Origin of the sequence: Actinophytocola sp., from assembly GCF_045807065.1 — a bacterium.
In the GTDB taxonomy this organism is placed as follows: Bacteria; Actinomycetota; Actinomycetes; order Mycobacteriales; family Pseudonocardiaceae; genus Actinophytocola.
Map to the genome: position 1 here is coordinate 1 of NZ_JBJMIE010000149.1, position 22,505 is coordinate 22,505.

Genomic DNA, 22,505 nt, shown 5'->3' on the forward strand with positions numbered 1-22,505 from the left:
CGGGCGGGGCCGGCCGGCGCGCCACTTCCGGTTCCGCGCCGGCGCCGGGCACATCACCGGCATGGACATCGGCGCGCACAAGGCGATGGCCGTGGTCACCGACCTGCGCGGCCGCGTACTGGCACAGCGCCGCGCCGCGCTCGACCCCGGACTGGGCCCGGCCGCCCGGATCCGCGCCGCCGCCGACGCCGCGCACTTCTGCTGGGCCGAGGCCGGGCTGACGGCGGCCGACGTCACGGCCGTCGGCTGCGGCGTGACCGGCACCGTGCGCGCCGACCACCGGGTCCTGGACGTCTCGAGCGGGCCGACCGGCTCGGGCCTCGCGACCTACTCGCTGCCCGGCTTCACCGAGGTCGACGTCGCCACCGCGCTGGCCGAGGCGGTCGGCCGCCCGGTGACCGTGGCCAACGACGTGAAGCTGGCCGCGCTCGCCGAGCACTGGCAGGGCGCCGCGACCGAGCGCGCCGACCTCGTCTACCTGTTCGCGGGTCACCGCGCGGGTGCCGGGGTGCTGTGGGGCGGCCGGGTGCACGAGGGTCGCCACGGCGCGGCCGGGGAGATCGGCGCGCTGCCGACGCTCGGCTGGTCCTCGGCCATGGCCCGCCTGCACGCCCGCGGCGCCACGCTGGCCGCCCGTCGCCGGCTGCCGCCCGGCCGCGAGGGCGAACTGGTGGTCGCCGCCGCGACCGAGGGCGACGAAAACAGCCTCGCCGTGCTGGGTGAGGTCGCCGCCGTGCTGGCCAAGGGTGCGGCCATCCTGGCGCTGGCCGTGGACCCGGAGGCTGTGGTCCTGGGCGGCGGCATGTCCCGGGGACCGCTGTTCGCGGACCTGTTCCGCCGCGAGTTGGCAACGCTCACGCTGTTCCCGCTCGAGGTGCTCGTGTCCACTCTGGGCGCCGAGTCCGTCGCCCTGGGCGCGGCGCGCCTGGCGCTCGACGAGGTGCTCGCGGAGTTGCTCCACGTGCCCAACACCTGAGGTCTTGACTCCGGTCACCTCGGTTGCAATCATCGGATGTCTTTTATGCAGCCTTCTTGACATAAACCGAGGACGGGCGAGATGCGACCCCTGCGGCAGCGTGGCCGATCCAACCTCCGGAAACTGCGGCTCGCCTGCGCCGCCGTCGTACTCGGCCTCCTCGCGGCCCTGCTCGGCAGCCCGCCGGCGACCGCGGAGGTCCAGCACCCGCGTCAGGAGTGGCTCCGCCAGTCCACCGCGGGGCTCTTCCTGCACTGGGGCATGTTCACGGCCCCCAAGCACCTCGACTGCGCGACGTGGGAGCACGACGTCACGGCAGGCGGCTGGACCCCGGACTACTGGGTGGACGAGGCGAACAAGCTGGGCGCGTCCTACATCGTGCTGGCCACGTTCCACAGCAGGCTCGGCTACGCACGCCCGTGGCCGTCGCAGATCCCGGGCAGCTGCTCGACGCAGCGCGACTTCCTGGGCGAGCTGATACAGGCCGGCAAGGCCAAGGGTGTTCGCGTTCTCCTCTACATGACCGACGACCCGCAGTGGCACAACGAGCAGCCGGGCCTGGAGACCCTCGACTCCGCCGCCTACTCCGCCTACAAGGGCCAGCAGGTCGACCTGACCACCCGCGACGGCTTCGGCATGTTCAGCTACGACAACTTCTTCGAGGTCATGCGGAACTACCCCGACCTCGCGGGCTTCTGGATCGACAACGACAACGCCTACTGGGAGCGCAACCACCTCTACGAGCAGATCCGTGAGCAGCGCCCGTCCTGGTTGCTGAGCAACAACAACGAGGACACGCCGATCATGGACACGGTCAGCAACGAGCAGAAGACCGGCATGACGCCGTCCTACGACTACCCACAGGCCGCGTGGACGCCCATGCCGCGGCTGGTCGAGGCCGACTACAAGCTCCCCACCACCGGCGACTGGTGGTACTCCGGCGGTGACTCCCCCGTGGACGTGCGCCTGTCCACCGGTCGCTACATCACCAACGCCGGCTCGTCGATGAAGTCGCTGATGGCCGAGACCGCCATGGTGAACGGGAGGTTCCCGCCGCAGCAGGAGGCCTTCAACGACTTCATGGCGCGGTGGGTGCCACCGATCCGCGAGTCGCTGTACGGCGTCGAGGGCGGCGGGTACATGTACGGCGGACTCGAACCCGGTTTCTGGAACGACGGCGCGCACGGGGTCACGACGGTCAAGCCGGGCACGAACCTGCAGTACGTGCACGTCGTGACCAGGCCGCGTACCGACTTCGTCCGGTTGCGGGACAACGGCTACTGGATCGCGAGGGTGACCGACCTGCGCACCGGCGAGCGGATGCGGTTCACCCAGTCCGGCGGCTACCTGTCCATCACCGACATCCGGAACTGGGACGACTACGACACGGTCTTCAGGGTCGAGACCGCCGGGCGGGTCGGCTTCTACGACCACTCGACGATCCGCGCGACCGCGACGTCGTCGGCGAGCGACCACCCGGCCGGTGACCTGGTCGACGGGAACTACGAAACCTACTGGGACAGCGACAAGAAGCTCCCGGTGTCGGTGACCCTCGACCTCGGCAGGCCCCGCGACGTCGGCTACCTCGCCGTGCACCAGCGGGAATGGTCGCCGACCTACGCCCGCGAGTCGTTCGGGCGGCCGGAGGACTCCGCGCGGATCCAGGACTACCGGGTCTCCGTGAGCAACGACGGGAAGCGGTGGCGGGAGGTCCGCGCCGGCGCGTTGCCCAGCGCCCGAGCCGTGCGGACCATCGACGTCGGTGCGCGCAGGGCGCGGTACGTGCGGCTCGACGTGCTGAACACGTGGGCGGGCGCGCAGGCGCGGGAGTTCGTGAACCAGCTGCGGATCGACGAGATCGAGGTGGCGTACGACTACCCGAGGGCCTCGTCCCACGACGTCCTGCCGCTCGAGGCCGAGCACGCCGCCCGCGTCGGCACCGCACGTCCGGTCGACTGCGCGGCATGTTCGGGCTCACACGCGGTGACCGGCCTCAACCGGGGTGGGGTGCGGTACCGGGACGTGCGGGTCGCCACGGCCGGGACGTACCGGCTGCAGCTCGACCACACCGGGGTCGGGGCCCTCGCGGTGAGCGTCAACGGCGTGCGGACGCCGGTCACGGTGCCGGCGGGTCCGGCGGACGTGCCGACGAGCACCGCGGTGGCGGTCCCACTGCGGGCAGGCGGCAACACGATCACGGTGTCCGGCACCGGTTCGGTCGGCCTCGACCGGATCGCGGTCGGCCCGCTGCCCCCGGAGTCGTACACGCCGACCACGACGATGCGGGTGGTGCCGTCCGGGCTGCAGTGGCTGCCCGGTGGCCAGCAGTCGATGGAGGTCACCGCGACGCTGCGGCTGGACGTGGACGACGCGCTCGACCAGGTCCAGCTGGCACCCGTCGTACCGGCGGGCTGGACGGTCACCGGCGCACCCGCCACCACGACGTCGCTGCGGCTCGGCCAGACGCTGACCGGGAGGTGGACGCTCACCTCGCCGGCGCAGGTGTCCGCTGTGGACATCCCGGTGACCGCGTCGTTCCAGGTGCTCGGCCGCGGCAAGACGGTCACGAAACAGGTCGGCGTGCGGCCGCGCCCGGCGGACCGCGTGTTCATGCGTGAGGCGGAGGACTACCGCAACGACGTCGGCAGCGCCGGCATCACCAGCTGCTCGCCGTGTTCGGGCGGGCAGAAGGTCCGCAACCTCGGCGGGTCGGCGGACGCGCGGATCGTGTTCCCGAGCGTCACGGTGCCGACGGCCGGCACGTACACGCTCTACCTCGACTACACGGTCAACGGCACCCGGTCCTACGACGTGTCGGTGAACGGTGGCGCCCCGTCGGTGGTCACGGTCACCGACGTCGGCAACAACACGCCGCGGACCACGTCGATCCCGGTGACGCTGCGGGCCGGCGAGAACACGATCACGATCGGCGACGACGTGGACTCGTCCCCCGACCTGGACCGCATCTCGATCGGCTGACCCCACGGACGACCGTGGTCTGTCGGGTTCCATCCGGCTGGAACCCGACAGACTATGGTCCACTTTCGCCCGGCCTCCCTTCCGGCCGCCGTACCGTGCTTGCACGGAACACGTGGCGCTCGAGAGGGAGCTGTTCATGGCCAAGAGCCGCGCCGTTGTGGATGACTTCCTCGCCGGCGGAACCGCCGTCGCGGGACCGGCCACCGGCGGAGAAAGCAAGTCGGACAACAGGTTCAACCGGTTACCGTCGCTCACCGGGCTGCGGTTCGTCGCCGCGCTGTGCGTCTTCGCCTACCACGCCTGGCTGCCGATCCCGGCGCTGCGGCTGGTGGACGACGACAGCGTCGCCTACGGCGTGTACGACAAGGTCTCGCAGGCCGGTGGGCTCGGGGTCGGGTTCTTCTTCGTGCTGAGCGGGTTCATCCTCACCTGGTCGGCACGGCCGGGCGAGGACGCGAAGTCCTTCTGGCGCAGGCGGATCGTCAAGATCTACCCCAACTACGTGGTCGCGTGGACCCTCGCCATGGTGCTGTTCGCGGCGGCCTACACCCCCGCCTGGCGCGCGATCGTCAACCTGTTCACGCTGCAGGTCTGGATGCCGGACTTCGACACCAACTTCAGCGTCGACCCGCCCAGCTGGTCGCTGGGCGCGGAGGCCTTCTTCTACGCGTGCTTCCCGCTGTTGTTGGCGCTCGCCACGCGCATCCGGCCGGACCGGCTCAAGTACTGGATCGGCGGGGTCGCCGCGCTGGTCGTGCTCAAGCCCGTGGTGGCGTACCTGCTCCTCCCCGACGCGCCCGCGATCCCCGGCGAGAGCACGGTTTCCGTGTCGCAGTACTGGTTCGGCTACCTCCTGCCGCCCGTGCGGGTGCTGGACTTCGCGCTCGGGATCCTCGTCGCCCGCGCGGTCATGACCGGACGGTGGCGCAACATCGGCATGGTCGCGTCCGTCGTGCTGCTCGCCGGCGGCTACTGGCTCGCGGAGTCCGTTCCCTACCTCTACGGCCAGAGCGCGCTCTTCGTGATCCCGGCGGCGCTGCTGATCGCCGCGGCCGCGACCGCCGACCGCGAGGACCGGCACACGATCTTCAACGGCCGGGTCATGACCTGGCTCGGGGAGATCTCCTTCGCGTTCTACCTCGTGCACTTCATCGTGCTGGCCTACGGCAGGTCCCTGCTCGGCGACGGGTACTTCTCGACAACGGCCACGGTGGGCCTGCTCGCCGCCGAGGTGGTGGTCTCGGTCGCCGTGGCGTGGATGCTGTACGCGCTCGTCGAGCGCCCGATCACCCGGCGCTGGTCGGCACCGGGCAGGAGTCGCACGGAATCGTTGCACTGAAAGGGGAAACCGTGGGCAAGATCCTGGTGACCGGTGCCAGCGGCCAGGTCGGGCGCCGTGTCGTCGAGCAGCTCGGGGCTGTGCACGCTGACCTCCGGGTCAGCGGCCGCGATCCCGCGGCACTCGGCGGGGACGCCGTGTACGCCGACCTGACCAGGCCGGAGACACTGCCGGCCGCGCTCGCGGGCGTCAGCAAGGTGTTCCTGTACACGATGCCGACGGGCATCGACGGTTTCCTCGGCGCGGCGGCGGAAGCCGGCATCGAGCAGATCGTGTTGCTGTCGTCCCAGACCGTCGTGGACGCCATTCCGCAGCGACGCCCGATCGCCGAGATGCACCGGGTCGTGGAGGAGGCGATCGCGGCTTCCGGCATCCCGTACACGTTCCTGCGTCCGGAGAACTTCGCGACGAACATCCTCATGTGGGGCTGGCCGGAGATGATCCGCGCGGACGGCGTGCTGCGCTTCCCGTACCCGGAGTCCCACAGCGACGCCATCCACGAGGCCGACATCGCGGCGGTCGCGGTGGCGGCGCTGACCGAGCCGGGGCACGAGGGCAGGAGCTACTTCCTGACCGGTCCTGAGTCGATCACCCAGCGGGAGCAGCTGGAGATCATCGGTGAGGCGGTCGGCAAACCGGTGCGGTACGAGGAGCTGACCGACGCCGAGGCCCGCGAGGCGCTGCGGCCGATCGTGCCCGAGTGGGTGATGGACGCGGTCGTCGGCTACTGGGCACACACCGACGGCGTGCCGGCGCCCATCACCGACGAGGTCCTGCGGATCACGGGTGTCCCGCCCAGGTCGTTCAAGCAGTGGGCGGTCGACCACGTCGCGGACTTCAGCTGAGGCGAGAACACGTGCGGCGGGCGGCTCCCGGGCCACCCGCGGCACGTGTGAGCGTGCTCAGCGGTCGATGAAGTCCTTGACCAGCTTGACGAACTCCCCCGGCTGCTCGAAGAGCACCACGTGCCCGCTCTCGATCTCGGCGTAGGTGCTGCCGGGGATCGCGGCGTGCAGCTCCCGCGCGTTCTCCACCGGCACCGTCGCGTCCAGCGTGCAGCCCACCACCAGCGTCTCGGCGGTGATCCTCGGCAGCAGGGGCCGGATGTCGACGCGCAGGTTCAGCTCGATCTGGCGCAGCGCGCCGTCGGTCGGCCGGTTGCCGCTCGCGATCCTGTCCACCTCGGCCGGGCCGATGGCGTTGAGGAACGACCGGCTGAACGCGGTGAGCGTGCCCAGCCGCCCGAAGGCCTCCGGGTCGGCGCCTGTGCGCCGCCACGCGGTCATCAGGTTGCGCAGGTACTCGTCGCCGGGGTTCGTCCACCCGGCCACCAGCACGAGGCGGCGCACCAGCTCCGGCCGCAGGGCCGCGAGGGTGGCCGCGACGACCGCGCCCAGTGAGAAGCCCACCAGGTCCACCTGTCCGGTCACGGCCTCCTCCGCGGCCGCCGCGACCTGGGCGGCGAGGTCCGCCACGGCGAGGTCGCCGCCATCGTCCACGGTCTCGTCACTGCCCGCGAAGTCGGGCCGGATCACCGTGTGCCGGTCGGCGAACTGGTCCACCAGGTGTCCCCAGGTGCCCGCCGCGCCGAAGGCCGTCCCGTGCACGAGCACGAGGCCAGGGCCGGAGCCGTCCACGAGGTAGTGCACGCGCGTGTTTCCCGCCGGAACGGTTGGCATGGCAGTCCTTTCGTCGGATGGTTCGGATGGTTCAGGACGCGAGCCGTGTCCGGTACCGCCCGGACACGGCGATGACGGCGTGCGCGGCGGACGCGAGGGTGACGTGCCGGTGCCAGCCGACGAACGAACGGCCGGAGAAGTCCCGGATGCCCACCTGCTCGGCGATCTCGGCGAGGTCGCGGTCCACGCGCTCGGTGAGGCGGGCCAGGCGCGACAGCGTCGCCGGCGAGGCGCCGGACATGGTCGTCAGCCACAGCTGCGCCGGCCACGCCGCGCCGATGTCGGCGATCCCGACCAGCCGCAGCGGGCCGACCTCCGCCAGCACGACCGGCGCGACGGCGGCCAGCGCCGTCCGTGGCACGCCGTCCCCGTCCGTCCAGGTCACCGGTCGGCGGAGGTCCCTGACGGCACCCATCAGCCACCCGGCCGGCACGGCGTCGTGGCCGGGCAGCACCGGTCCGGCCGCCGAGAGCCGCAGGGTGTCCGGCACGCGCACGAGCAGTGGTTGGCCGGCGAGGCCACGGATGACCGCCGGGGCGTCCATCTCCCGGGCGTCGAGCACGACGGGCCGGTCGGCGACGCCGGCCACCTCGCGGAACGCCTCGACCGCGCAGTCGCCGATCGTCTCCGGCGCCGCCCCGGCCGGGATGGCGGCGTTCACACGGCGGCGCTCGTCGGCGAGCCATGCCGGCGACAGCCGCAGCCGCCAGCTCACCGGGCTGGAAGTCCACTCGGCCGCGGCCCACACCCCGACGGCCTGCTGCGCGTTGAGCGTCTGGCCGAGGACCGGGTCGAACCGCCGCCCGACGCCGACGGACCGGGTGCCGGCCTTGGGGATCACCATCGGGCGCAGCACCCACGCCCTCGGCTCGGCACGCGCCACGACGAACTCGGCGAGCGCGCGGCGCACCGGGGCCCAGTCCCACGTCGAGTCGCAGACGAAGTGGTGCAGGCCCTGTTCGGCACCGCCGGTCGCGGCGGCGATGTTCCTGATCGACTTGCGTCCGGGCGCCGCGAGGAGCCCGCGCAGGTACTCCGCTCCCCTGCCGCGCTGGTCGGCGCGGCGGAGCGTTGCGAACAACACGGCGCACAGCTCGTCCAGCGTGGCATCCCGCATGTGTCCACTGTGCCGGCCGGCGTTCGAGAGGGGGTCAAGACCGGATCAAGGTCTTCGTGCGCATGAGGAACTCGCCGAGGTACCGGTCGTGCGGCACGCCGGGGCGCAGCCAGTAGGTCGGGTGGTCGCCGACGTAGACGTTGCTGATGGTCGGCTCGTCGAGCAACGCGTCGACGAGCGCGTGGTCGCCGGTCACCGCGGTCAGCACGAGCGTGTTCCGCAGCGGTGCGAGCCCGGCCCGCGGCGTCCACGGGGCGACCCACACGCACGGGAACGGCAGCTCGACGCCGGCCTGCGGGGCGTCCGGCCGGTCCAGCAGGTGGACGGCGGGACGCAGCGCCGCGCTGCCGTCGCCCAGCTCGTCGACGACGTCCCCGAGCACTGTGAGCGTGCTCTTCGCCTGCGCGGCGAGGTAGTTCGCCACGGCACGCGCGGACTCGACGGGCGCGACCGGCAGCACCGCCTTCGGGTCCTGCGGCGGCAGGGTCGGGATGGCGGCCAGGCGTTCGGCGATGGCGGCCGCGAGCGGGGCCGGGTCGCCGTCGACGAACACGGCCGTCGCGTTGATGCAGGCGACACCGCCCTCGTGGCTGACCGAGTCGACGATGGTGTCGAGGTGGTCGCGCCAGTCGACGTCGCGCGTGAGCAGGATCTTCGACCGGCCGGGGCCCTGTGGCAGCACGTTCGGGTTGGTCGCGTACTTGCCCACCACGTCGTCGCCGCCGTAGACCATGCCGAGGTCGGCGGCACGCAGGATCTCGTCGGCGGCGTCGTGGTCGGTGGGCAGCAGCACGACCTGGTCGTCGCCGAACCCGGCGGACCGCAGCGCCGTGATCAGCCGGTGCGGGGTGAGCGGCTCGCGCCGCGACGGTCGCACGGCCACCCGGTAGCCGAGCGCGAGCGCCTCCAGCCACAGCCCGTGCGGGCCGGGGTGGTTGCCGGCCGCGTGCACGGCGAACACGTCACCGCGCCTGGTCCACACCGCGCTCCCGAGTGTGGTGCGCTCGTCCCGCCAGTCGTCCACGGCGCCCGTGGGCCTGGCCTGGAACGCGCTGAACCGGGCCTGTTCCGCGGCCGCGACGATCGCCGCGGTGGCGGACCGGACCACGGACAGCGGCACGCCGGAGACACGGCTGACCGCGTGCTCGTAGTCCGCGAAGGACAGGCCGGCGATGTTCGCGTTCACGAACACGTCGGCCGCACGGGCGAGGGCGGCCAGCCGCTCCCGCACCGGCAGCGTCGTCGCCCGGCGCAGGGCGGACATGGCACGCGTGACGAACACCTTCGGCACCAGGGACAGCTCGGCCACGGGCGTGCCCGCGACGTCGGTGACGGTGAGCCGGTTGCGGGTCCGGAAGTTCCCGTTCGGCCCCAGCGCGTCCAGGGAGATCATCAGTAGACGCCCTCGATCACGGTCTCGTCGTCGAACGTCTCGACCGGCGCCACGTCGGCGACCGAGTCGCCCACCTGCCCCGGCAGCGGTCGGATCCTGGTGGCGTAGTCGCGTTCCAGGTTGTTCGGCATGAGCAGGCTCCTGCTGACGTGGTGCATGACGACCTGTCCGCGCTCGCCGTACCCGACGGGCACCCCGGTCGCCGGATCGACCACCGAGAACGACATGTAGGGCGAGAAGGGGTCGTAGACGCACGGGTCGTCGTCGGTCAGGCCGTGCCGCTCGCTGGCGTTGCCGAGGATCATCGTGCTGCCGAACCCGCTGTACAGCACGACGTCCGGGAACACCTCGGTGCGGAACAGGTAGCGGGTGTCGGCGTCCATCTGGGTGCCGACCCAGTTGATGGCGCTCACCTTGTCGTTGACGAGCTTGACCAGCTCGTCGCGGCGGGCCAGCCGCTCGAGCACCGGCGGCGTGATCATGAGCACGCCGACGTCCTGGGTCTGGAGCAGGTACGACAGCTGCTCGACCAGGTGCTCGCCGTACGCCGCGGCCTCCTCCCCCTTGCCGGCGGCGATGACCTTCTTGACCCACCGGGGATCCAGGTCGACCGCGAACGCCAGCCCGCCGCGGAACCGCGCCTGTGCGGCGATGATCGGCCCGACCATGTGCGGCCCGGACGGGACCGCGCACAGCCAGTTCACGTCCTTGGGCACGCCGTGCCCGTCGAGCTGGGCGCTGCTCCAGGCGATCAGCTTGTCCAGCCAGTCCCGCAGGAGCACGACCCGCTTGGGCGGGCCGGTGGTGCCGCCGCTCTCGTAGACGCCGACGACGTCGGGCCGCGCCCCGTAGCCCCGGGGAACCAGGTCCTCGACGCGGGCGTCACGCAGCTCGCCCGCCACGTTGGGGAACAACGTGAGGTCGGCGAAGGTCCGGACATCGGTCAGCGGGTCGAAGTCGAACGTGGACGCACGCGCGAGCCAGAACGGCGACCCGGTCTCGAGTGAGAAGTGCCACCGCATGGCGGCCCGCAGGAACTCGTCGGGATCGGGCGCCACGTCGTGGGGCAGGTCCAGCACGGAGTCGGACACGGCACTCCTCCTCAGCGGTCGGTACCGGGCGGGTTGTCGATCACGTACCGCCAGCAGCCGTCCGCGCCGCGGCGGGCCACGTCGGTGGCGGTTCCCTCGATGTGCACCGGGTCGCCGCCGGGGCCGGTGCCGGCGATGACGAAGTCCCCGATCAGCAACGCGATGTCATCGCTCACATAGCTGTGCCGCAGGGTGATCGCGATCGGCACGCCGAGCCGGAGGAAGTCGCCGGTGGCCTGCCGGCGCCCGGCGCCGCTGACGAGGTGGCCGGGCTCGGTGACGAACACCGCGCCGGGCTCGAACAGCCGCTCCACGGCAGCGGGGTCCCCGGAGTTGAACGCGTCGGCGAAGACGCCGGGCAGCGTGGCGGGGTCGGTGACGCCGGACATTCAGACCTCGATCCCCGCGGACCGGACGTCCGGCTTCCTGGGCACCACGTCGAGCCCGAAGCCGAAGTGCTTCTTGTACGCGGCGAGCACGGCGGAGTCGTCCGGGAGTTCCACTGTGGACCGGTCCCCGCCGCTGACGATCGTGAGCTGGTCGCCCTTGAGCGTGACCCGACCGTCCTCGGTGGGCAGTGAGCAGAACAGGTCCTGCATGAAGGGCGAGTCGGGGCAGGTGCGCCACCACCAGAGCGTCGGCCGGAAGTCCTCGAGCCGGCAGGGCCGGTCGTCCAGCCGGTACAGCGGCCGCCCGTTCAGCCGCAGCTCGACGCCGCCCGCCGGCACGTCGAGGATCTGGTACTCGCCGTGCGGATCCTGTTGTGGCGCACGGTCGTCGAACCGCAGGGGGCGCCGGCTGTTGCGGCCGAACCCGGTGTCGACGAGCCACCGCTGTCCGTCGACCTCGACGCGCAGCGCGAGGTGGCACATGGGTGCGCCGAGACGGTCCCGGAAGACCTGGCCGGGCAGGATGACCGCGTCGTAGCCGAGTGCGGTCAGGAGGAACCAGAGCGCGGGGTTGGTCTCGTAGCAGCCGCCACCGCGCCGCCGGTGCACGATCTTCTCGAGCACCCGCTCGTCGAGGTGGATGGGCTCGCCGAGGTGGTAGTCGAGGTTCTCGAACGGCACCGTCATGACCTGGCGTTCCTGCAGGTGCGCGAGGCCGGCGAGGTCGGGCCGCGCGGGCCGTGCCGCGCCGATGCGGGCCAGGTAGTCGTTAACGAGTGTCTCGTCCACGGGTTCCAGGTTAGGGAGGCGGGAGCGCTCACTCGACCGCGCGGCGGCGACTCTGTCAGGTTCTCGGGCACCTGACAGATCCGGGCGTCCGTGGTTGCCCTTCTCCCGCGGTGACACGACAGTGGGGCCATGACCAAGGTGGCCGTGATCTACTACTCGTCGAGTGGGAACGTGCACAAGCTCGCTGTCGCGGCGGCGGCCGCCGCGGAGAAGGAGGGCGCGGAGGTCCGGCTGCGCCGCATCCCGGAGCTGGTGGCGGAACCACCCGTGATCGACCGTGCCGCGTGGGCGGAGCACCGTGCGGCCACGGAGGACGTGCCCGAGGCCGGTCTGGACGATCTCGACTGGGCGGACGCCGTCCTCGTCGGCACGCCGGTGCGCTTCGGCCTGCCGGCGCCGCAGTTGCTGCACTTCATCGACACGACCGCCCGGCTGTCGATCCCGGGGCGGCTGCGGAACAAGGCGGTGTCGGCGTTCACCTCCGGGTCGGCGCCGCACGGCGGGCAGGTGACGGCGATCCTCGCGCTGCACAACGCGTTCTGCCACTGGGGGTCGTTGATCGTGCCGACGGGGTCGACCGAGCCGGTCCTGTTCGAGCCGAACAACGGCAACCCGTACGGGGTCGCCAGTGTGTCGCGGAACAGGCCGGGGAACGTGCACGAGGAGAACCTGGCCGCGGTGGAGTTCCAGGCGCGGCGGACGGTCGAGGTCGCCCGAGCACTGGTGACGGGCTTCGCGGCCGCGGCCTGAGGAGACCGCGGTGGCCTCCGGCCCCCGGTGTCCAGCGTACCGGCTGCCACCGACGACAGTGGAGTCCACGGTTGGCGCTGTGGACAGTCGATGCCTTTGTGGACGGTCGGTGCCGGCGTTCGTTGTGGCTGCGGGTGAGTTCGGCAGGCGAGCGCTCGAGCCCGGTGGTGTGATGCCTCGATCGGTACGGGGACGTGCGTTCAGGCGGCCGCGCCGAACTCCCGGACGCCGTGCATCCACGCCAGCTCGTCGTGGAAGTCCGCGGTGGACATCGCGGCGAGGGCGGCGTTCCTGGCCGCTGCCGCGGCACCCGCGGGGTGCCACAGTTTGATGCTCTCCAGCGAGATCCGCTGTATCCGGGCCGTGCGCTCCCGCCGCGCCGCGTTGTACTTCTCGAAGCGCTGCCCCAGTTCCGCCGCCGCGCAGTCGAGCAGTTCCCCCAGCAGCACGGCGTCCTCCAGTGCCTGGCAGGCACCCTGCGCCGCGTAGTGCAGCATCGGGTGTGCCGCGTCCCCCAGCAGCGTCACCCGGCGGTCGGTCCAGTTCGCCACCGGCGGGCGGTCGACCAGCACCCACGACTTCCAGTCGCGGCCCAGTTCCAGCAGTCGCCGTGGGGTGGCCGCCAGACCGGACAGCCGGGCGAGCACGAGACTCGCGGGCACGTCGACGCCGGCGATGGCCTCGGTCGCGCCGTTGTCGTCGCTGGCGGCCAGGTTCAGGAACTCGCCGCCCGCGATGGGGTAGTGCACGAAGTGGCAGCCCGGTCCGGCCCACCACGTCACCGCCGGCCACCGCAGCGACGGCGGCACGTCCGCCATCGGGACGATCGCGCGGTAGACCGTGATTCCCGAGATCCTCGGCGGGCCATCGCCGACCAGCTGCCGGCGGATGCTGGAGCGGATGCCGTCGGCGCCTACCAGCGCGTCACCGCTCACGCGCTCACCCGTGTCGAGCACGGCCGAGGCGGTTGCGCCGTCCTGCTCGTAGCCGGTGACGTAAGTGTTGGCGCGCAAGGCGATCTCGGCAGAACCGCGACACGCGGCCAGCAGCAGCCGGTACAGGTCGCCGCGGTGCACCACGAGGTAGGGGTTGCGGAACCGGCGCTCGTACTCCCCCGTCAGCGGCACGCTCGCCACGTGGTTTCCGGTCACGCCGTCCATGAACCGCAGCTCGTCGACGTGCACCGCGGAGGCGCGGACGTCGATGCCCAGCCTGTCCAGCGCGTGGATCCCGTTCGCCGCCAGCTGTATCCCGGCGCCGAACTCCGCGAACTCACCGCGTTCCAGCACGACGACCCGATGTCCACGCCGGGCGACGGACAGCGCCGTCGACAGGCCGCCGATGCCGCCGCCCACCACGACCAACTCCGCCATCCGGCCTCCCTTCGGCCATGCCCAGGGTGCCCGGCGGTGAACGGCGCGGCCATCGGCACGCGGCGGGTCTGTCAGGTCGACGACCGAGCCGTAGGCGAGGGAGCGAAACTTTCGGAAGCACTCCAGCGCCGTGGGCTTGACCATAGGCCGCAGTGAGTCTTAACGTTCCCCTCGCGATACCGACAAATCTCCGAAATTTTCGGAGTGTTCCCGCCACCGTCGCCGAGGAGCTCCGCATGAAGGTATCCCGTGTCGCCGCAGTCGCCGGCCTTCTCGCCAGCGTCCTCGTCACCGCCTCCCTGCTCCCGGCCGCCGGCTCACCCGCTCCGGCGGCCGGGGCCAACTCCGCCGACCGGCCGTTGCGTGCGCTCGCCGGGCGCCAGTTGTTGATCGGCACGGCCGTCGACTACGCGGCGTTCACCTCGGACGCGACCTACCGCGCCCGCGTGGGGTCCGAGTTCAGCTCGATCACCGCCGAGAACGTCATGAAGTGGGAGGTGGTCGAACCCGAACGCGGGCACCTCGACTTCTCCGCGGCCGACGACCTGCTCGCCGCCGCCAGGCGCAACGGCCAGCATGTTCGCGGTCACACCCTGGTGTGGCACAACCAGCTCCCGGCCTGGCTGACCCAGGGCGTCGACTCCGGTGAGATCGACGCCGCCGAGCTGCGCGGCATCCTGCGCCAGCACATCACCGACGAGGTGCGGCACTTCCGCGGCCGCATCTACCAGTGGGACGTCGCCAACGAGGTCATCGACGACAACGGCCAGCTGCGCGACACGGTGTGGTTGCGGGAACTCGGCCCGAGCTACCTCGCCGACGTCTTCCGCTGGGCCCACCAGGCCGACCCGAAGGCGAAGCTGTTCCTCAACGACTACAACGTCGAAGGCGTCAACGCCAAGAGCGACGCCTACCTCGCGCTCGTGAAATCCCTGCTGGCGCAGGGCGTTCCGGTGCAGGGCTTCGGCGCCCAGGGACACTTCGGCGTGCAGTTCGGCTTCACCACCGCGAGCGACGTGGCCGCGAACTTCGCCCGGTTCGAGGCCCTGGGCCTGGAGACCGCGGTCACGGAGGCCGACGTGCGCATGATCATGCCGGCCGACACCGTGAAGCTGCAGGCGCAGGCCCAGGGCTACAGCGTGCTGCTGCAGGGCTGCCTGCTCGCCAGGCGCTGCAACTCGTTCACGGTGTGGGGCTTCACGGACAGGTACTCGTGGGTACCCGGCTTCTTCGACGGCGAGGGCGCGGCCAACCTCCTGGACGAGAACTTCGCCGCCAAGCCCGCGTACAGCGAGCTACAGGCGATCCTCACTCTCGCGCGGGGTTGAGGTCCGGCCTCTGCTCCTCGTGCGGAGGTCCGCACCCGCGCAACGGTCACCTCAGGGGAACGTGACGGCACCCAGCCACAACCCACCTCCGCAACCGCGCATTCGCCGGAACGCACCAACACTCAACAAGGCGACGAGGCGGACGAGTCACCAACGGTGGTGAACGTGCGCACGGATCCGCTCGTCGTAGATGTGCTCGATCGTGGCCAGGGTGTCGGTGTCGAGCGGGTCGAGGTCCGCCGCCGCGGCGTTGGCCCTGGCCTGGACTGCGTTGCGGGCGCCGGGGATGACGACGCTGACGCCGGGCTGGTCGACGATCCAGCGCAGGGCGAGGGCGGCCGTGGTGACCCCGAGCCCGGCGGCCACCTCGGCGAGTTCGCGGGCCGCGGCCACACCGACCTCGTACGGCACGCCCGAGAACGTCTCGCCGACGTCGAAGGACTCGCCGTGCCGGTTGAAACTGCGGTGGTCGTCGGCGGCGAAGGTCGTGTGCTCGTCGTACTTGCCGGACAGCAGACCGCTCGCCAGCGGCACGCGTGCGATGATGCCGACGCCGGCCTCGCGGGCGGCGGGCAGCACCCGTTCGAGCGGCTTGCGGCGGAACGCGTTGAGGATGATCTGCACGCTCGCCACGTTCGGCCGGGCGATCGCGGTCAGCGCCTCTTCGCAGGTCTCCACCGACACGCCATAGGCGGCCAGGTTGCCCGCCGTGACGAGGTCGTCCAGCGCGTCGAACACCTCGTCACTCGAGAAGACCGGCGTCGGCGGGCAGTGCAGCTGCACGAGATCGAGCCGGTCGACGCCGAGGTTCGCCCGGCTGCGGTCGGTCCACGCCCGGAGGTTCTCCGGCGTGAACGCCGCCGGCACGTGCGGGTCGGCGCGGCGGCCGCACTTCGTCGCGACCATCACCTCCCCCGGCCGCTCCGCGAGGAACCGGTGGATCAGCCGCTCGCTGCGCCCGTCCCCGTACACGTCCGCCGTGTCCAGGAAGGTGACCCCGGAGTCGACGGCGGCGTGCAGGACGGCCATGGCGTCGGCGTCGTCCACGCGCCCCCAGTCCGCACCCAGCTGCCAACACCCCAGGCCGATGACGGCGACATCGCGGCCGGTCCGGCCAAGCACTCGATCGTCCACGAACGCCAGGGTAATCAACCCAGCCAGCGGGACGCGGGCGGCAGGTACACGCACACCGCGCCGGCCAGCGCCGTCGCCGCGTAGGCGAGGACGAGCCAGCCGGTCGCGGAGACCACGAGCACGGCGTACCCGGCCGCCAGCGGTGTGAGCGCTGTCAACGTCAACCGCGCCAGCGCCGGCCGGCCCGCAGCCCCAGCGCGAACGACGCGCCGGCGACCCCGAGCAGGAGCCCGCCGCCGACGATCACGAGGACGGGCAGGCTCCACCTCGTGTCCGCGGTCGCGGACGGGCCGCTGTCCCGGGCGATGCGGGTCAGCTCGGCCCGGACGGCGTCGAAGCGTGTGAGCGCGAACACCACGGAGAGCATCCTCGTGGCCGACAACGACCAGGCGCTCTCCAAGCTCAGTGCCGGGACCAACCAGCCGGAGTCCGCCGAGAAGAAGGCGAAGGACGCCGGCGGCCAGCCACCACAGCCAGCACGACACAGCCACCAGGCGCGGCCGGGTCGGTCCCGTCGGGCGGCGAGGGGTGGCGCGGTCAGGCGGACGGTACTGGGCCGGGCGGTGGCGGACCGGCCGTCACCGGCTACCCGGACGCCCCCGTGAGGTGAGCGTTCACAGTGGTCACGGACCCTCTGTGGGCGGGGCCGACGACGACTCGGCCGGCGGCTCGCTGGACACGACCGGCGGTTCCGAGGACGGCGGCACCGAGGACTCGGCGGAGACCGGCTGCGGATCGGGGCCGGGAGCCGACGAGGAGCTGGACCCGGTGTTCGTCCGGCCACCGTCCCCGATGGGCGGTTGCACGCCGGTGGCCGAGGCCCCGCCCGACGTCTCGACGGGTGGCCCACCCGCGATCGCCGCGTCGCGGTCGCCGCCGGTCGTGGGCGTCGGCGTCAGCGCCTCGGGAGTCGCCTCCGCCGGCTTGGCGTCCGACCGCGTCGGACCCGGCGGCGTCGTCTCCTCGAACGGCTTGCCCGTCCACGGGTCGACGTCGTTCCTGTTCGGGGTGCCGATCGGCACGCGGTCCACGACCTCGCGGGGCAGGTTGGACGTGTTCGCCTCGCCCGCCGCCGTACCGCCGGGCAGCAGGTCCGGACCGACCGTGCTCGCCGTGGTCACCACCGCGGCCAGGCACGCCGCGACACCCATGCCCACCATGAGTCCCCGCCGGTTCCGCCATCTCGAGCCGACGGGCGCGGCCGGCGCGACGATCGCCCGCACCGGAACGATCGAGGCCACGGGCTCGAGCACGACCGGCGCGATCGACAGCGCCGCCCCCGTCGCCACGATCGCCTTCGGATCGGCGTCGGCGGTGACCGGGCGGTCGAGCGCCGCCGACACCTGTTGCGCCACCAGCGGAATCCGCGAGGAGCCACCGGTCAGCAGCACCGCCGACAGGTCCGCGGGCGCCAACCCGGCCGCCGCGACCGCCCGCCGCATCGCCTCGACGGTCTCCGCGACCGCCGGCGCGACCAGCCGCTCCAGTTCGCTCCGCACCATGCGCACCCGGGTGCTCAGCCCGGGCAGCATCACCGGGATCGTCACCTCGGTGTCGGCGGACAGTGCCTCCTTCGCCTCCGTGCACTCGCGACGCAACGCGGCGGCCGCGGACCGCACCGCCGGGTCGTCGAAGTCCAACGACGTCCACGGTGGACCGACGGCGGCGCGGACGTGGGCGAACACCGCCTGGTCGAAGTCGACCCCGCCGAGGGCCTCGATCCCCTGCGGACGTCCGGCCAGCACGAACCCGCCGTCGGCGAGCCGGCGCACGACGGCCGCGTCGAACGTGCCGCCGCCCAGGTCGTACACGGCGATCGCGGCGCCGGGCGGCACGTCCCGCGTCGCGGCATACGCGAACGCGGCCGCCGCCGGCTCGGGTACCAGCCGGACGGACCCGATCCCTTGCGCGGCGAGAGCTCCGGTCAGCAACGTGCACTTGTGCCGGCCCCACGACGCGGGGTGCGTCAACGCCACCCCCTCGGGCGTGGCGCCTTCCCGCTCGCTGATCCGGTCGACCACCCAGCGCACGAAACACGCGGCGATCGTGTGCGCCTCGATGGGTCTACCCGCGACCACCAGCGGCGTCCCGTCGCCGATCCGCCGTTTGACCTCGCGCACCACGCGGTCCGGGTCGGTCACCGAACGCCGCGCCGCGGCGTCGCCCATGACGAGCCCACCGTCCGGCGCGACGAACACGACCGACGGCACCGATGCCCTGCTGTCCCCCAACGGAACGAGTTCGACCGCCTGCTCACCGTCGCGATGGACCGCCGCCGCGGTGAAGGTGGTGCCGAAGTCGATTCCGACCCGGTAACTCATGCTCGCCTCCAAGCGAAACGCTGCTTGGGAAGACGTATCAGGGGTCGAGAACGTTACAGAAATCCCGATAGGACGGGAAATGACACGGCGGAGGGAAGTCTCGTGATTATTCGCCTGCTGGTCACAGCGGCGGCAGTGCTCGTGGCGGCCGGGTGCGGTACCACCGAGCCACCACCGGAGCCGGCCGTGCCGGCGGTCGAGTCGCCGAAGGGCCTCGTCGGCGTCGACCCGTGCACGCTGCTCGACGACTCCACACGCGCCACGCTCGGCCTCGACGCGGGCGCACCGGGACAGGACGAGCTCGGCGCGAACTGCCGCTGGACCGGAAAGAACGACGCCTCCGCCCAGCTCACCGCCTTCACCAGCGGCAAAGGACTGTCCGATCTGACCAGGAACCGCGATTCCACCACCAGCCGCACCCGGCTGCTCGGATATCCCGCGCTGGAAACGTTCACCGCGCGCGGCGAGTTCTGCCGCTACGACGTCGGCGTCGCGGCCGACCAGGCCGTCGTCGCGGTGATGCACCACGGTGAGCCCGACTCGTGTTCCGCCTTGCAGGAGTTGCTGTCCGCCGCGATCGGCAGCCTTCCCGCCGCCCGCTGACCGTTTCACTTCGGGTTCGACAGTGGGGCGAATCCCCCAGCGGTCGCCGGCAGGTACGGCCGGCACACCAATGCGGTTGCGGGACAAACCCCGAGTTCCTCACGGCCCCAATGTCCTCTGTGTACTGTCCAAGACGGATCTCTGTCCCGAGTGGCCGCGCATCGCCGAGCTGGACCGCTGGCGCCGCCGGGCGGCCGGGCCCGTTCGCCAACCGCGAGGAGGTGCGGGTGTACCAGGCGGTGGCCCGCAGCTGCGAGGGCATCGTGGCGGCGCTGGGCACGCTCACACCCGCATGGGGCGCACAACCACCGGTTGTGGGCCCGGTTGTTTGATCACCGGCGCCGTCCACGGGTTTGATCCACCCGTGGATCGGGACTTCGGACGGCTCTGGGCGGCGTACACGGTCAGCGCGGCTGGCACGTGGCTCGCGCTCGACGCGTTCCCCATCATCGCCGTCCTCGTGCTGCACGCCGGGCCGGCCGCGGCGGCACTCCTCGCCGCGGCCGGACCGGCGGCCGGCGCGCTGATCGCACTGCCGCTCGGACCCTGGGTCGAGGTCAGGCGCAAGCGACCGGTCATGATCGCGATGGACCTCCTGCGGTGCGCGGTGCTCACGTCCGTGCCCGCCGCCTACGCGCTCGGGTTGTTGACGCTCACACAGCTGGTCGTCGTCTCGGTCGTCGTGACCGCGACCAACATCGTGTTCACCGCGGCGAGCGGGGCCTTCCTCAAGTCGCTGGTGCGCCCCGAGGACCTGCTGCGCGCGAACAGCCGGTTCGAGACGACCATGTGGACCGCCACCGCGCTGGGTCCGCCGCTCGGCGGCGCGGCGATCGGGATTTTCGGCCCGGTGACGACCGTGGTGGCCGACGCGGTCAGCTACCTGGGCTCCGCGCTCACCATTGGTTCTGTGCGACGTCCGGAGCCGCGGCCGGTCCGGCGGACCGAGCGGCCAGCGGTCCGCGACGGGTGGCGCCACATCCTGCGCGACCACCGGCTGCGGGCGCTGTTCCTCAACACCAGCCTCGTCAACGGGCTGATCATGGCGACCGCGCCGCTGCTTGCCGTCCTGCTCCTGCGCGACCTCGGCCTCACGACGCTGCAGTACGGCCTCGCGTTCGGGATACCGTGCCTCGGTGGGCTGGTGGGCGCCCGGTTGGCGCGACCACTCGCCGCGAGGTTCGGGCAGCACCGGGTGCTGGTCGTGAGCGGAACCCTCCGCGCCGCCTGGGTGATCTGGCTGGCGCTCGTCCCGGCCGGCGGCGGGGGGTTGCTGGTGGTCATCCTGGTCGAGCTGGGCCTGATCACGAGCGCGGGGGTGTTCAACCCGCTGTCGGCCACGTTCCGGCTCGCGCACACGCCGCAGGACCGGGTGGTCAGGACGCTGTCGGCGTGGACGATCACCGTCCGGGCCACCACCGCGGCACTGACGGTGGTGTGGGGGTTGTTGGCGTCGGTCATGGGCGTCCGCGCCGCCATCGGACTCGCTGGGCTGCTCCTGCTGGCCACGCCGTTGCTGCTGCCGAAGGCCGGGACCAGGTCCGCAGCAGTCCCCGTCGGCGGTTGAACAGCTCGTCGCGGCCGAGCCGGCTCCTCATCCGTGCCACGTGGTGCTCGACGTCTTCGCCGAGATGAACAGCCGCGCGCCGACCTGCTGGTGAGACGAGCCGGCCCACCTCCAGCCCACGCTCGCTCAGCAGCGTCGGATCCTCCTCGGTCTCCTCGCCCGGCTCCGCGGCGTCGACGGTGGTGAACGTGTCGGTGAGCCCGGCGGGATCGGTGCCGAGGAGTTCAGCGAGGACCTCGTGTCAAGTGGCGCGCGGAGGGCAAGTGCCTCGATCAGCTGGTAGATCGCCGGTTCGAGGGCTTCGAGGAGGTACCGGAGCCGCTCGGCGAGGCCGGGGACACGGAGACCCGGTTGGGTCGTCGGAACCGCTCGGGGTGGGGCCGAGGCGGCCAGTGCCGAGCAGCGCCTGTGTCACCAGCCCCGCGAACATCGGCGAGCTGCCGGACTGCCCCAGCACGAGGGCAACGAACATGTCGGACGGCTGGCATTTGCCGCACCGCGCGACCAGCGTTGCCACCGCGTCCCTGTCAAGGTGCCCGAGGACGATCGGCGAGTGGTGGCGGGAGGGCTCTGCCCCGAGTGCCCACAAGCCACCGGGCCGCAGCCACGGACGGTAAGTGATCACCATGCGCGCCGGCGGTCCTGGCACGCGTCCGAAGGGCGTCGAGCGTGGCCGGACGGAGCTGGTGGGCGTCGTCGGCGAGGAGCGGAACCGTGTGCGCGAAGGTCGCCAGATCGGTGTCGGCGTGCACCCGGACAGGGCTGCTACCAGCCCGTTCACAGCCGCCCGCGATCGCTCTGAGCAGGGCGGACTTGCCGGTGCCCCGGGCCAGACGACCGCAGCGGTGAGCCCCTCCCCCAGGGTGGTGGCGAGTTGCCGGAAGATCCAGCTCGCTGACGGGAAGACGGGCTCCGCTGATCGGGCCGCTCCACCAATGGAGATGCCACGCCCGCTAGTCGGTGACGGAGCGTATAGCATTTACATGATCGTCTGTCGCGGCGTCCGTGCATATGCAGGAGCAGGCGCACGATGATCAGGGATTCGCCACCCGTTCGGCGCAATGATCGCCCCGGCAACTGCCCTTCGCACATCCGTCACTTGACCGATGTCTCGGTACGCACGCCAAGGGCAGACTGGCTATTGTCAGAAACGAATGGGAAACGAAATTGGTGGGGTGAATGTGGTGGCCGCGGAGGACTGGCACGACGAACTGGTACTTGTCGCTGAATTGAGCAGCGTCAACAACCAGATCGCCCGGTTCGTGCTACGCATGCTCGACACGGACGCCCACCGAAAAGAACAGATGGCCGTAGCCGACGAATGCCGCCTCGGCGGCCGGCTCGTCAATCTCGGCTACGCATTGCAAGATCGTGCGGTACACCGAGCCGCAGGACGCGGTCGAGATGCTGGAACCATCCCGACGGCGCCCTGCGACCGGGCCTACCGCACTGCCAACTGACCTAGGAGCCGAGGACTGACAATTGCAGACGTTCGGGCACTTGTCAGTTGTGGGTCATGTCCGGCACTATGGTGTTGTGGGTCATGCCAGGTGGGTCAGCAGACGCGGTGCCAGCCACGCCGACCGCCATGATCACCGACGCCACGAGGGCGACCACTATTCGCGCGACATTCATCTCGACTCCCAATATGCCTTGGCGGGTTGTTGGATAGGGGAA

Annotated in this window: 22 protein-coding genes; 10 read left to right on the forward strand and 12 right to left on the reverse strand. The window is 71.6% G+C overall.

The window, feature by feature from the left end:
* From ACJ73U_RS08700 to ACJ73U_RS08715, 4 genes are all read left to right on the forward strand, one after another.
* Positions 1 to 976, forward strand: a 976-nt coding sequence (locus ACJ73U_RS08700; RefSeq protein WP_407777029.1) for an ROK family protein, incomplete at its 5' end; no start/stop codon positions are given.
* Between the two features lie 81 nt (positions 977 to 1,057).
* Positions 1,058 to 3,955: a discoidin domain-containing protein gene (locus ACJ73U_RS08705; RefSeq protein ID WP_407777030.1), complete on the forward strand. Its 2,898-nt coding sequence runs from the start codon at positions 1,058 to 1,060 to the stop codon at positions 3,953 to 3,955.
* A 136-nt stretch (positions 3,956 to 4,091) separates the two neighbouring features.
* A complete protein-coding gene (locus ACJ73U_RS08710) occupies positions 4,092 to 5,294 on the forward strand; it encodes an acyltransferase family protein (RefSeq protein ID WP_407777031.1) in 1,203 nt (400 codons plus the stop codon).
* A gap of 11 nt (positions 5,295 to 5,305) precedes the next feature.
* The gene (locus tag ACJ73U_RS08715) at positions 5,306 to 6,139 is read left to right on the forward strand and encodes an NAD(P)H-binding protein (RefSeq protein WP_407777032.1); all 834 of its coding nucleotides are present in this window, start codon (positions 5,306 to 5,308) and stop codon (positions 6,137 to 6,139) included.
* A 57-nt stretch (positions 6,140 to 6,196) separates the two neighbouring features.
* Here ACJ73U_RS08715 and ACJ73U_RS08720 read toward each other — a convergent pair whose 3' ends face one another.
* The 6 genes from ACJ73U_RS08720 to ACJ73U_RS08745 are packed head-to-tail and all read right to left on the reverse strand — an operon-like array spanning position 6,197 to position 11,752.
* Positions 6,197 to 6,973: an alpha/beta fold hydrolase gene (locus tag ACJ73U_RS08720; RefSeq protein WP_407777033.1), complete on the reverse strand. Its 777-nt coding sequence runs from the start codon at positions 6,971 to 6,973 to the stop codon at positions 6,197 to 6,199.
* Positions 6,974 to 7,004: 31 nt separating this feature from the next.
* The gene (locus tag ACJ73U_RS08725; RefSeq protein ID WP_407777034.1) at positions 7,005 to 8,090 is read right to left on the reverse strand and encodes an IS701 family transposase; all 1,086 of its coding nucleotides are present in this window, start codon (positions 8,088 to 8,090) and stop codon (positions 7,005 to 7,007) included.
* Positions 8,091 to 8,124: 34 nt separating this feature from the next.
* Positions 8,125 to 9,483, reverse strand: a complete 1,359-nt coding sequence (locus tag ACJ73U_RS08730) for an aldehyde dehydrogenase family protein (RefSeq protein ID WP_407777035.1) — start codon at positions 9,481 to 9,483, stop codon at positions 8,125 to 8,127.
* On the reverse strand, positions 9,483 to 10,574 hold the full coding sequence (locus ACJ73U_RS08735; protein ID WP_407777036.1) for a phenazine antibiotic biosynthesis protein: 1,092 nt from the start codon (positions 10,572 to 10,574) through the stop codon (positions 9,483 to 9,485). Before ACJ73U_RS08735 ends, ACJ73U_RS08730 begins: the two co-directional genes overlap by 1 nt.
* 11 nt (positions 10,575 to 10,585) lie before the next feature.
* On the reverse strand, positions 10,586 to 10,963 hold the full coding sequence (locus tag ACJ73U_RS08740; RefSeq protein ID WP_407777037.1) for a YybH family protein: 378 nt from the start codon (positions 10,961 to 10,963) through the stop codon (positions 10,586 to 10,588).
* Positions 10,964 to 11,752, reverse strand: coding sequence for an arylamine N-acetyltransferase family protein (locus ACJ73U_RS08745; RefSeq protein WP_407777038.1), 789 nt, complete (start codon positions 11,750 to 11,752; stop codon positions 10,964 to 10,966).
* Between the two features lie 129 nt (positions 11,753 to 11,881).
* Between ACJ73U_RS08745 and ACJ73U_RS08750 the strand changes: the two genes are divergently transcribed.
* Complete coding sequence (locus tag ACJ73U_RS08750; protein ID WP_407777039.1) at positions 11,882 to 12,502, forward strand: flavodoxin family protein; 621 nt, start codon at positions 11,882 to 11,884, stop codon at positions 12,500 to 12,502.
* A gap of 200 nt (positions 12,503 to 12,702) precedes the next feature.
* Here the strand turns inward: ACJ73U_RS08750 and ACJ73U_RS08755 are convergent, their stop codons facing one another.
* Positions 12,703 to 13,875: an FAD-dependent oxidoreductase gene (locus ACJ73U_RS08755; protein ID WP_407777040.1), complete on the reverse strand. Its 1,173-nt coding sequence runs from the start codon at positions 13,873 to 13,875 to the stop codon at positions 12,703 to 12,705.
* Positions 13,876 to 14,111: 236 nt separating this feature from the next.
* Between ACJ73U_RS08755 and ACJ73U_RS08760 the strand changes: the two genes are divergently transcribed.
* The gene (locus ACJ73U_RS08760) at positions 14,112 to 15,203 is read left to right on the forward strand and encodes an endo-1,4-beta-xylanase (RefSeq protein ID WP_407777041.1); all 1,092 of its coding nucleotides are present in this window, start codon (positions 14,112 to 14,114) and stop codon (positions 15,201 to 15,203) included.
* 147 nt (positions 15,204 to 15,350) lie between these two features.
* On the opposite strand, the gene ACJ73U_RS08765 is transcribed toward ACJ73U_RS08760, so the two are convergent.
* The 3 genes from ACJ73U_RS08765 to ACJ73U_RS08775 are packed head-to-tail and all read right to left on the reverse strand — an operon-like array spanning position 15,351 to position 16,695.
* A complete protein-coding gene (locus tag ACJ73U_RS08765; protein ID WP_407777042.1) occupies positions 15,351 to 16,337 on the reverse strand; it encodes an aldo/keto reductase in 987 nt (328 codons plus the stop codon).
* A gap of 14 nt (positions 16,338 to 16,351) precedes the next feature.
* On the reverse strand, positions 16,352 to 16,501 hold the full coding sequence (locus ACJ73U_RS08770; RefSeq protein WP_407777043.1) for a hypothetical protein: 150 nt from the start codon (positions 16,499 to 16,501) through the stop codon (positions 16,352 to 16,354).
* On the reverse strand, positions 16,498 to 16,695 hold the full coding sequence (locus tag ACJ73U_RS08775; protein WP_407777044.1) for a hypothetical protein: 198 nt from the start codon (positions 16,693 to 16,695) through the stop codon (positions 16,498 to 16,500). The genes ACJ73U_RS08770 and ACJ73U_RS08775 overlap by 4 nt, the downstream gene beginning before the upstream one ends.
* A 13-nt stretch (positions 16,696 to 16,708) precedes the next feature.
* On the opposite strand from ACJ73U_RS08775, the gene ACJ73U_RS08780 reads away from it, so the two are divergent.
* Positions 16,709 to 16,942, forward strand: a complete 234-nt coding sequence (locus ACJ73U_RS08780; protein WP_407777045.1) for a hypothetical protein — start codon at positions 16,709 to 16,711, stop codon at positions 16,940 to 16,942.
* Between the two features lie 18 nt (positions 16,943 to 16,960).
* Here the strand turns inward: ACJ73U_RS08780 and ACJ73U_RS08785 are convergent, their stop codons facing one another.
* Positions 16,961 to 18,658 carry an Hsp70 family protein gene (locus tag ACJ73U_RS08785; RefSeq protein ID WP_407777046.1) on the reverse strand — a complete coding sequence of 566 codons (1,698 nt, stop codon included), beginning with the start codon at positions 18,656 to 18,658 and terminating at the stop codon, positions 16,961 to 16,963.
* 102 nt (positions 18,659 to 18,760) lie between these two features.
* On the opposite strand from ACJ73U_RS08785, the gene ACJ73U_RS08790 reads away from it, so the two are divergent.
* The 3 genes from ACJ73U_RS08790 to ACJ73U_RS08800 all read left to right on the forward strand — a co-directional run bounded on the left by ACJ73U_RS08790 (position 18,761) and on the right by ACJ73U_RS08800 (position 22,288).
* On the forward strand, positions 18,761 to 19,261 hold the full coding sequence (locus ACJ73U_RS08790; RefSeq protein ID WP_407777047.1) for a DUF3558 family protein: 501 nt from the start codon (positions 18,761 to 18,763) through the stop codon (positions 19,259 to 19,261).
* Between the two features lie 364 nt (positions 19,262 to 19,625).
* Positions 19,626 to 20,828, forward strand: coding sequence for an MFS transporter (locus tag ACJ73U_RS08795; RefSeq protein ID WP_407777048.1), 1,203 nt, complete (start codon positions 19,626 to 19,628; stop codon positions 20,826 to 20,828).
* A gap of 1,184 nt (positions 20,829 to 22,012) precedes the next feature.
* Complete coding sequence (locus tag ACJ73U_RS08800; protein WP_407777049.1) at positions 22,013 to 22,288, forward strand: hypothetical protein; 276 nt, start codon at positions 22,013 to 22,015, stop codon at positions 22,286 to 22,288.
* A 43-nt stretch (positions 22,289 to 22,331) separates the two neighbouring features.
* Here the strand turns inward: ACJ73U_RS08800 and ACJ73U_RS08805 are convergent, their stop codons facing one another.
* On the reverse strand, positions 22,332 to 22,463 hold the full coding sequence (locus tag ACJ73U_RS08805; protein WP_407777050.1) for a hypothetical protein: 132 nt from the start codon (positions 22,461 to 22,463) through the stop codon (positions 22,332 to 22,334).
* Between the last annotated feature and the right edge of the window lie 42 nt (positions 22,464 to 22,505).

Bases quoted from the DNA above. Each gene is read 5' to 3' on its own strand.
- ACJ73U_RS08705 (WP_407777030.1), top strand. From the start codon at position 1,058: ATGCGACCCCTGCGGCAGCGTGGCCGATCCAACCTCCGGAAACTGCGG.
- ACJ73U_RS08710 (WP_407777031.1), top strand. From the start codon at position 4,092: ATGGCCAAGAGCCGCGCCGTTGTGGATGACTTCCTCGCCGGCGGAACC.
- ACJ73U_RS08720 (WP_407777033.1), bottom strand. From the start codon at position 6,973: ATGCCAACCGTTCCGGCGGGAAACACGCGCGTGCACTACCTCGTGGAC.
- ACJ73U_RS08725 (WP_407777034.1), bottom strand. From the start codon at position 8,090: ATGCGGGATGCCACGCTGGACGAGCTGTGCGCCGTGTTGTTCGCAACG.
- ACJ73U_RS08730 (WP_407777035.1), bottom strand. From the start codon at position 9,483: ATGATCTCCCTGGACGCGCTGGGGCCGAACGGGAACTTCCGGACCCGC.
- ACJ73U_RS08740 (WP_407777037.1), bottom strand. From the start codon at position 10,963: ATGTCCGGCGTCACCGACCCCGCCACGCTGCCCGGCGTCTTCGCCGAC.
- ACJ73U_RS08750 (WP_407777039.1), top strand. From the start codon at position 11,882: ATGACCAAGGTGGCCGTGATCTACTACTCGTCGAGTGGGAACGTGCAC.
- ACJ73U_RS08755 (WP_407777040.1), bottom strand. From the start codon at position 13,875: ATGGCGGAGTTGGTCGTGGTGGGCGGCGGCATCGGCGGCCTGTCGACG.
- ACJ73U_RS08760 (WP_407777041.1), top strand. From the start codon at position 14,112: ATGAAGGTATCCCGTGTCGCCGCAGTCGCCGGCCTTCTCGCCAGCGTC.
- ACJ73U_RS08785 (WP_407777046.1), bottom strand. From the start codon at position 18,658: ATGAGTTACCGGGTCGGAATCGACTTCGGCACCACCTTCACCGCGGCG.
- ACJ73U_RS08805 (WP_407777050.1), bottom strand. From the start codon at position 22,463: ATGAATGTCGCGCGAATAGTGGTCGCCCTCGTGGCGTCGGTGATCATG.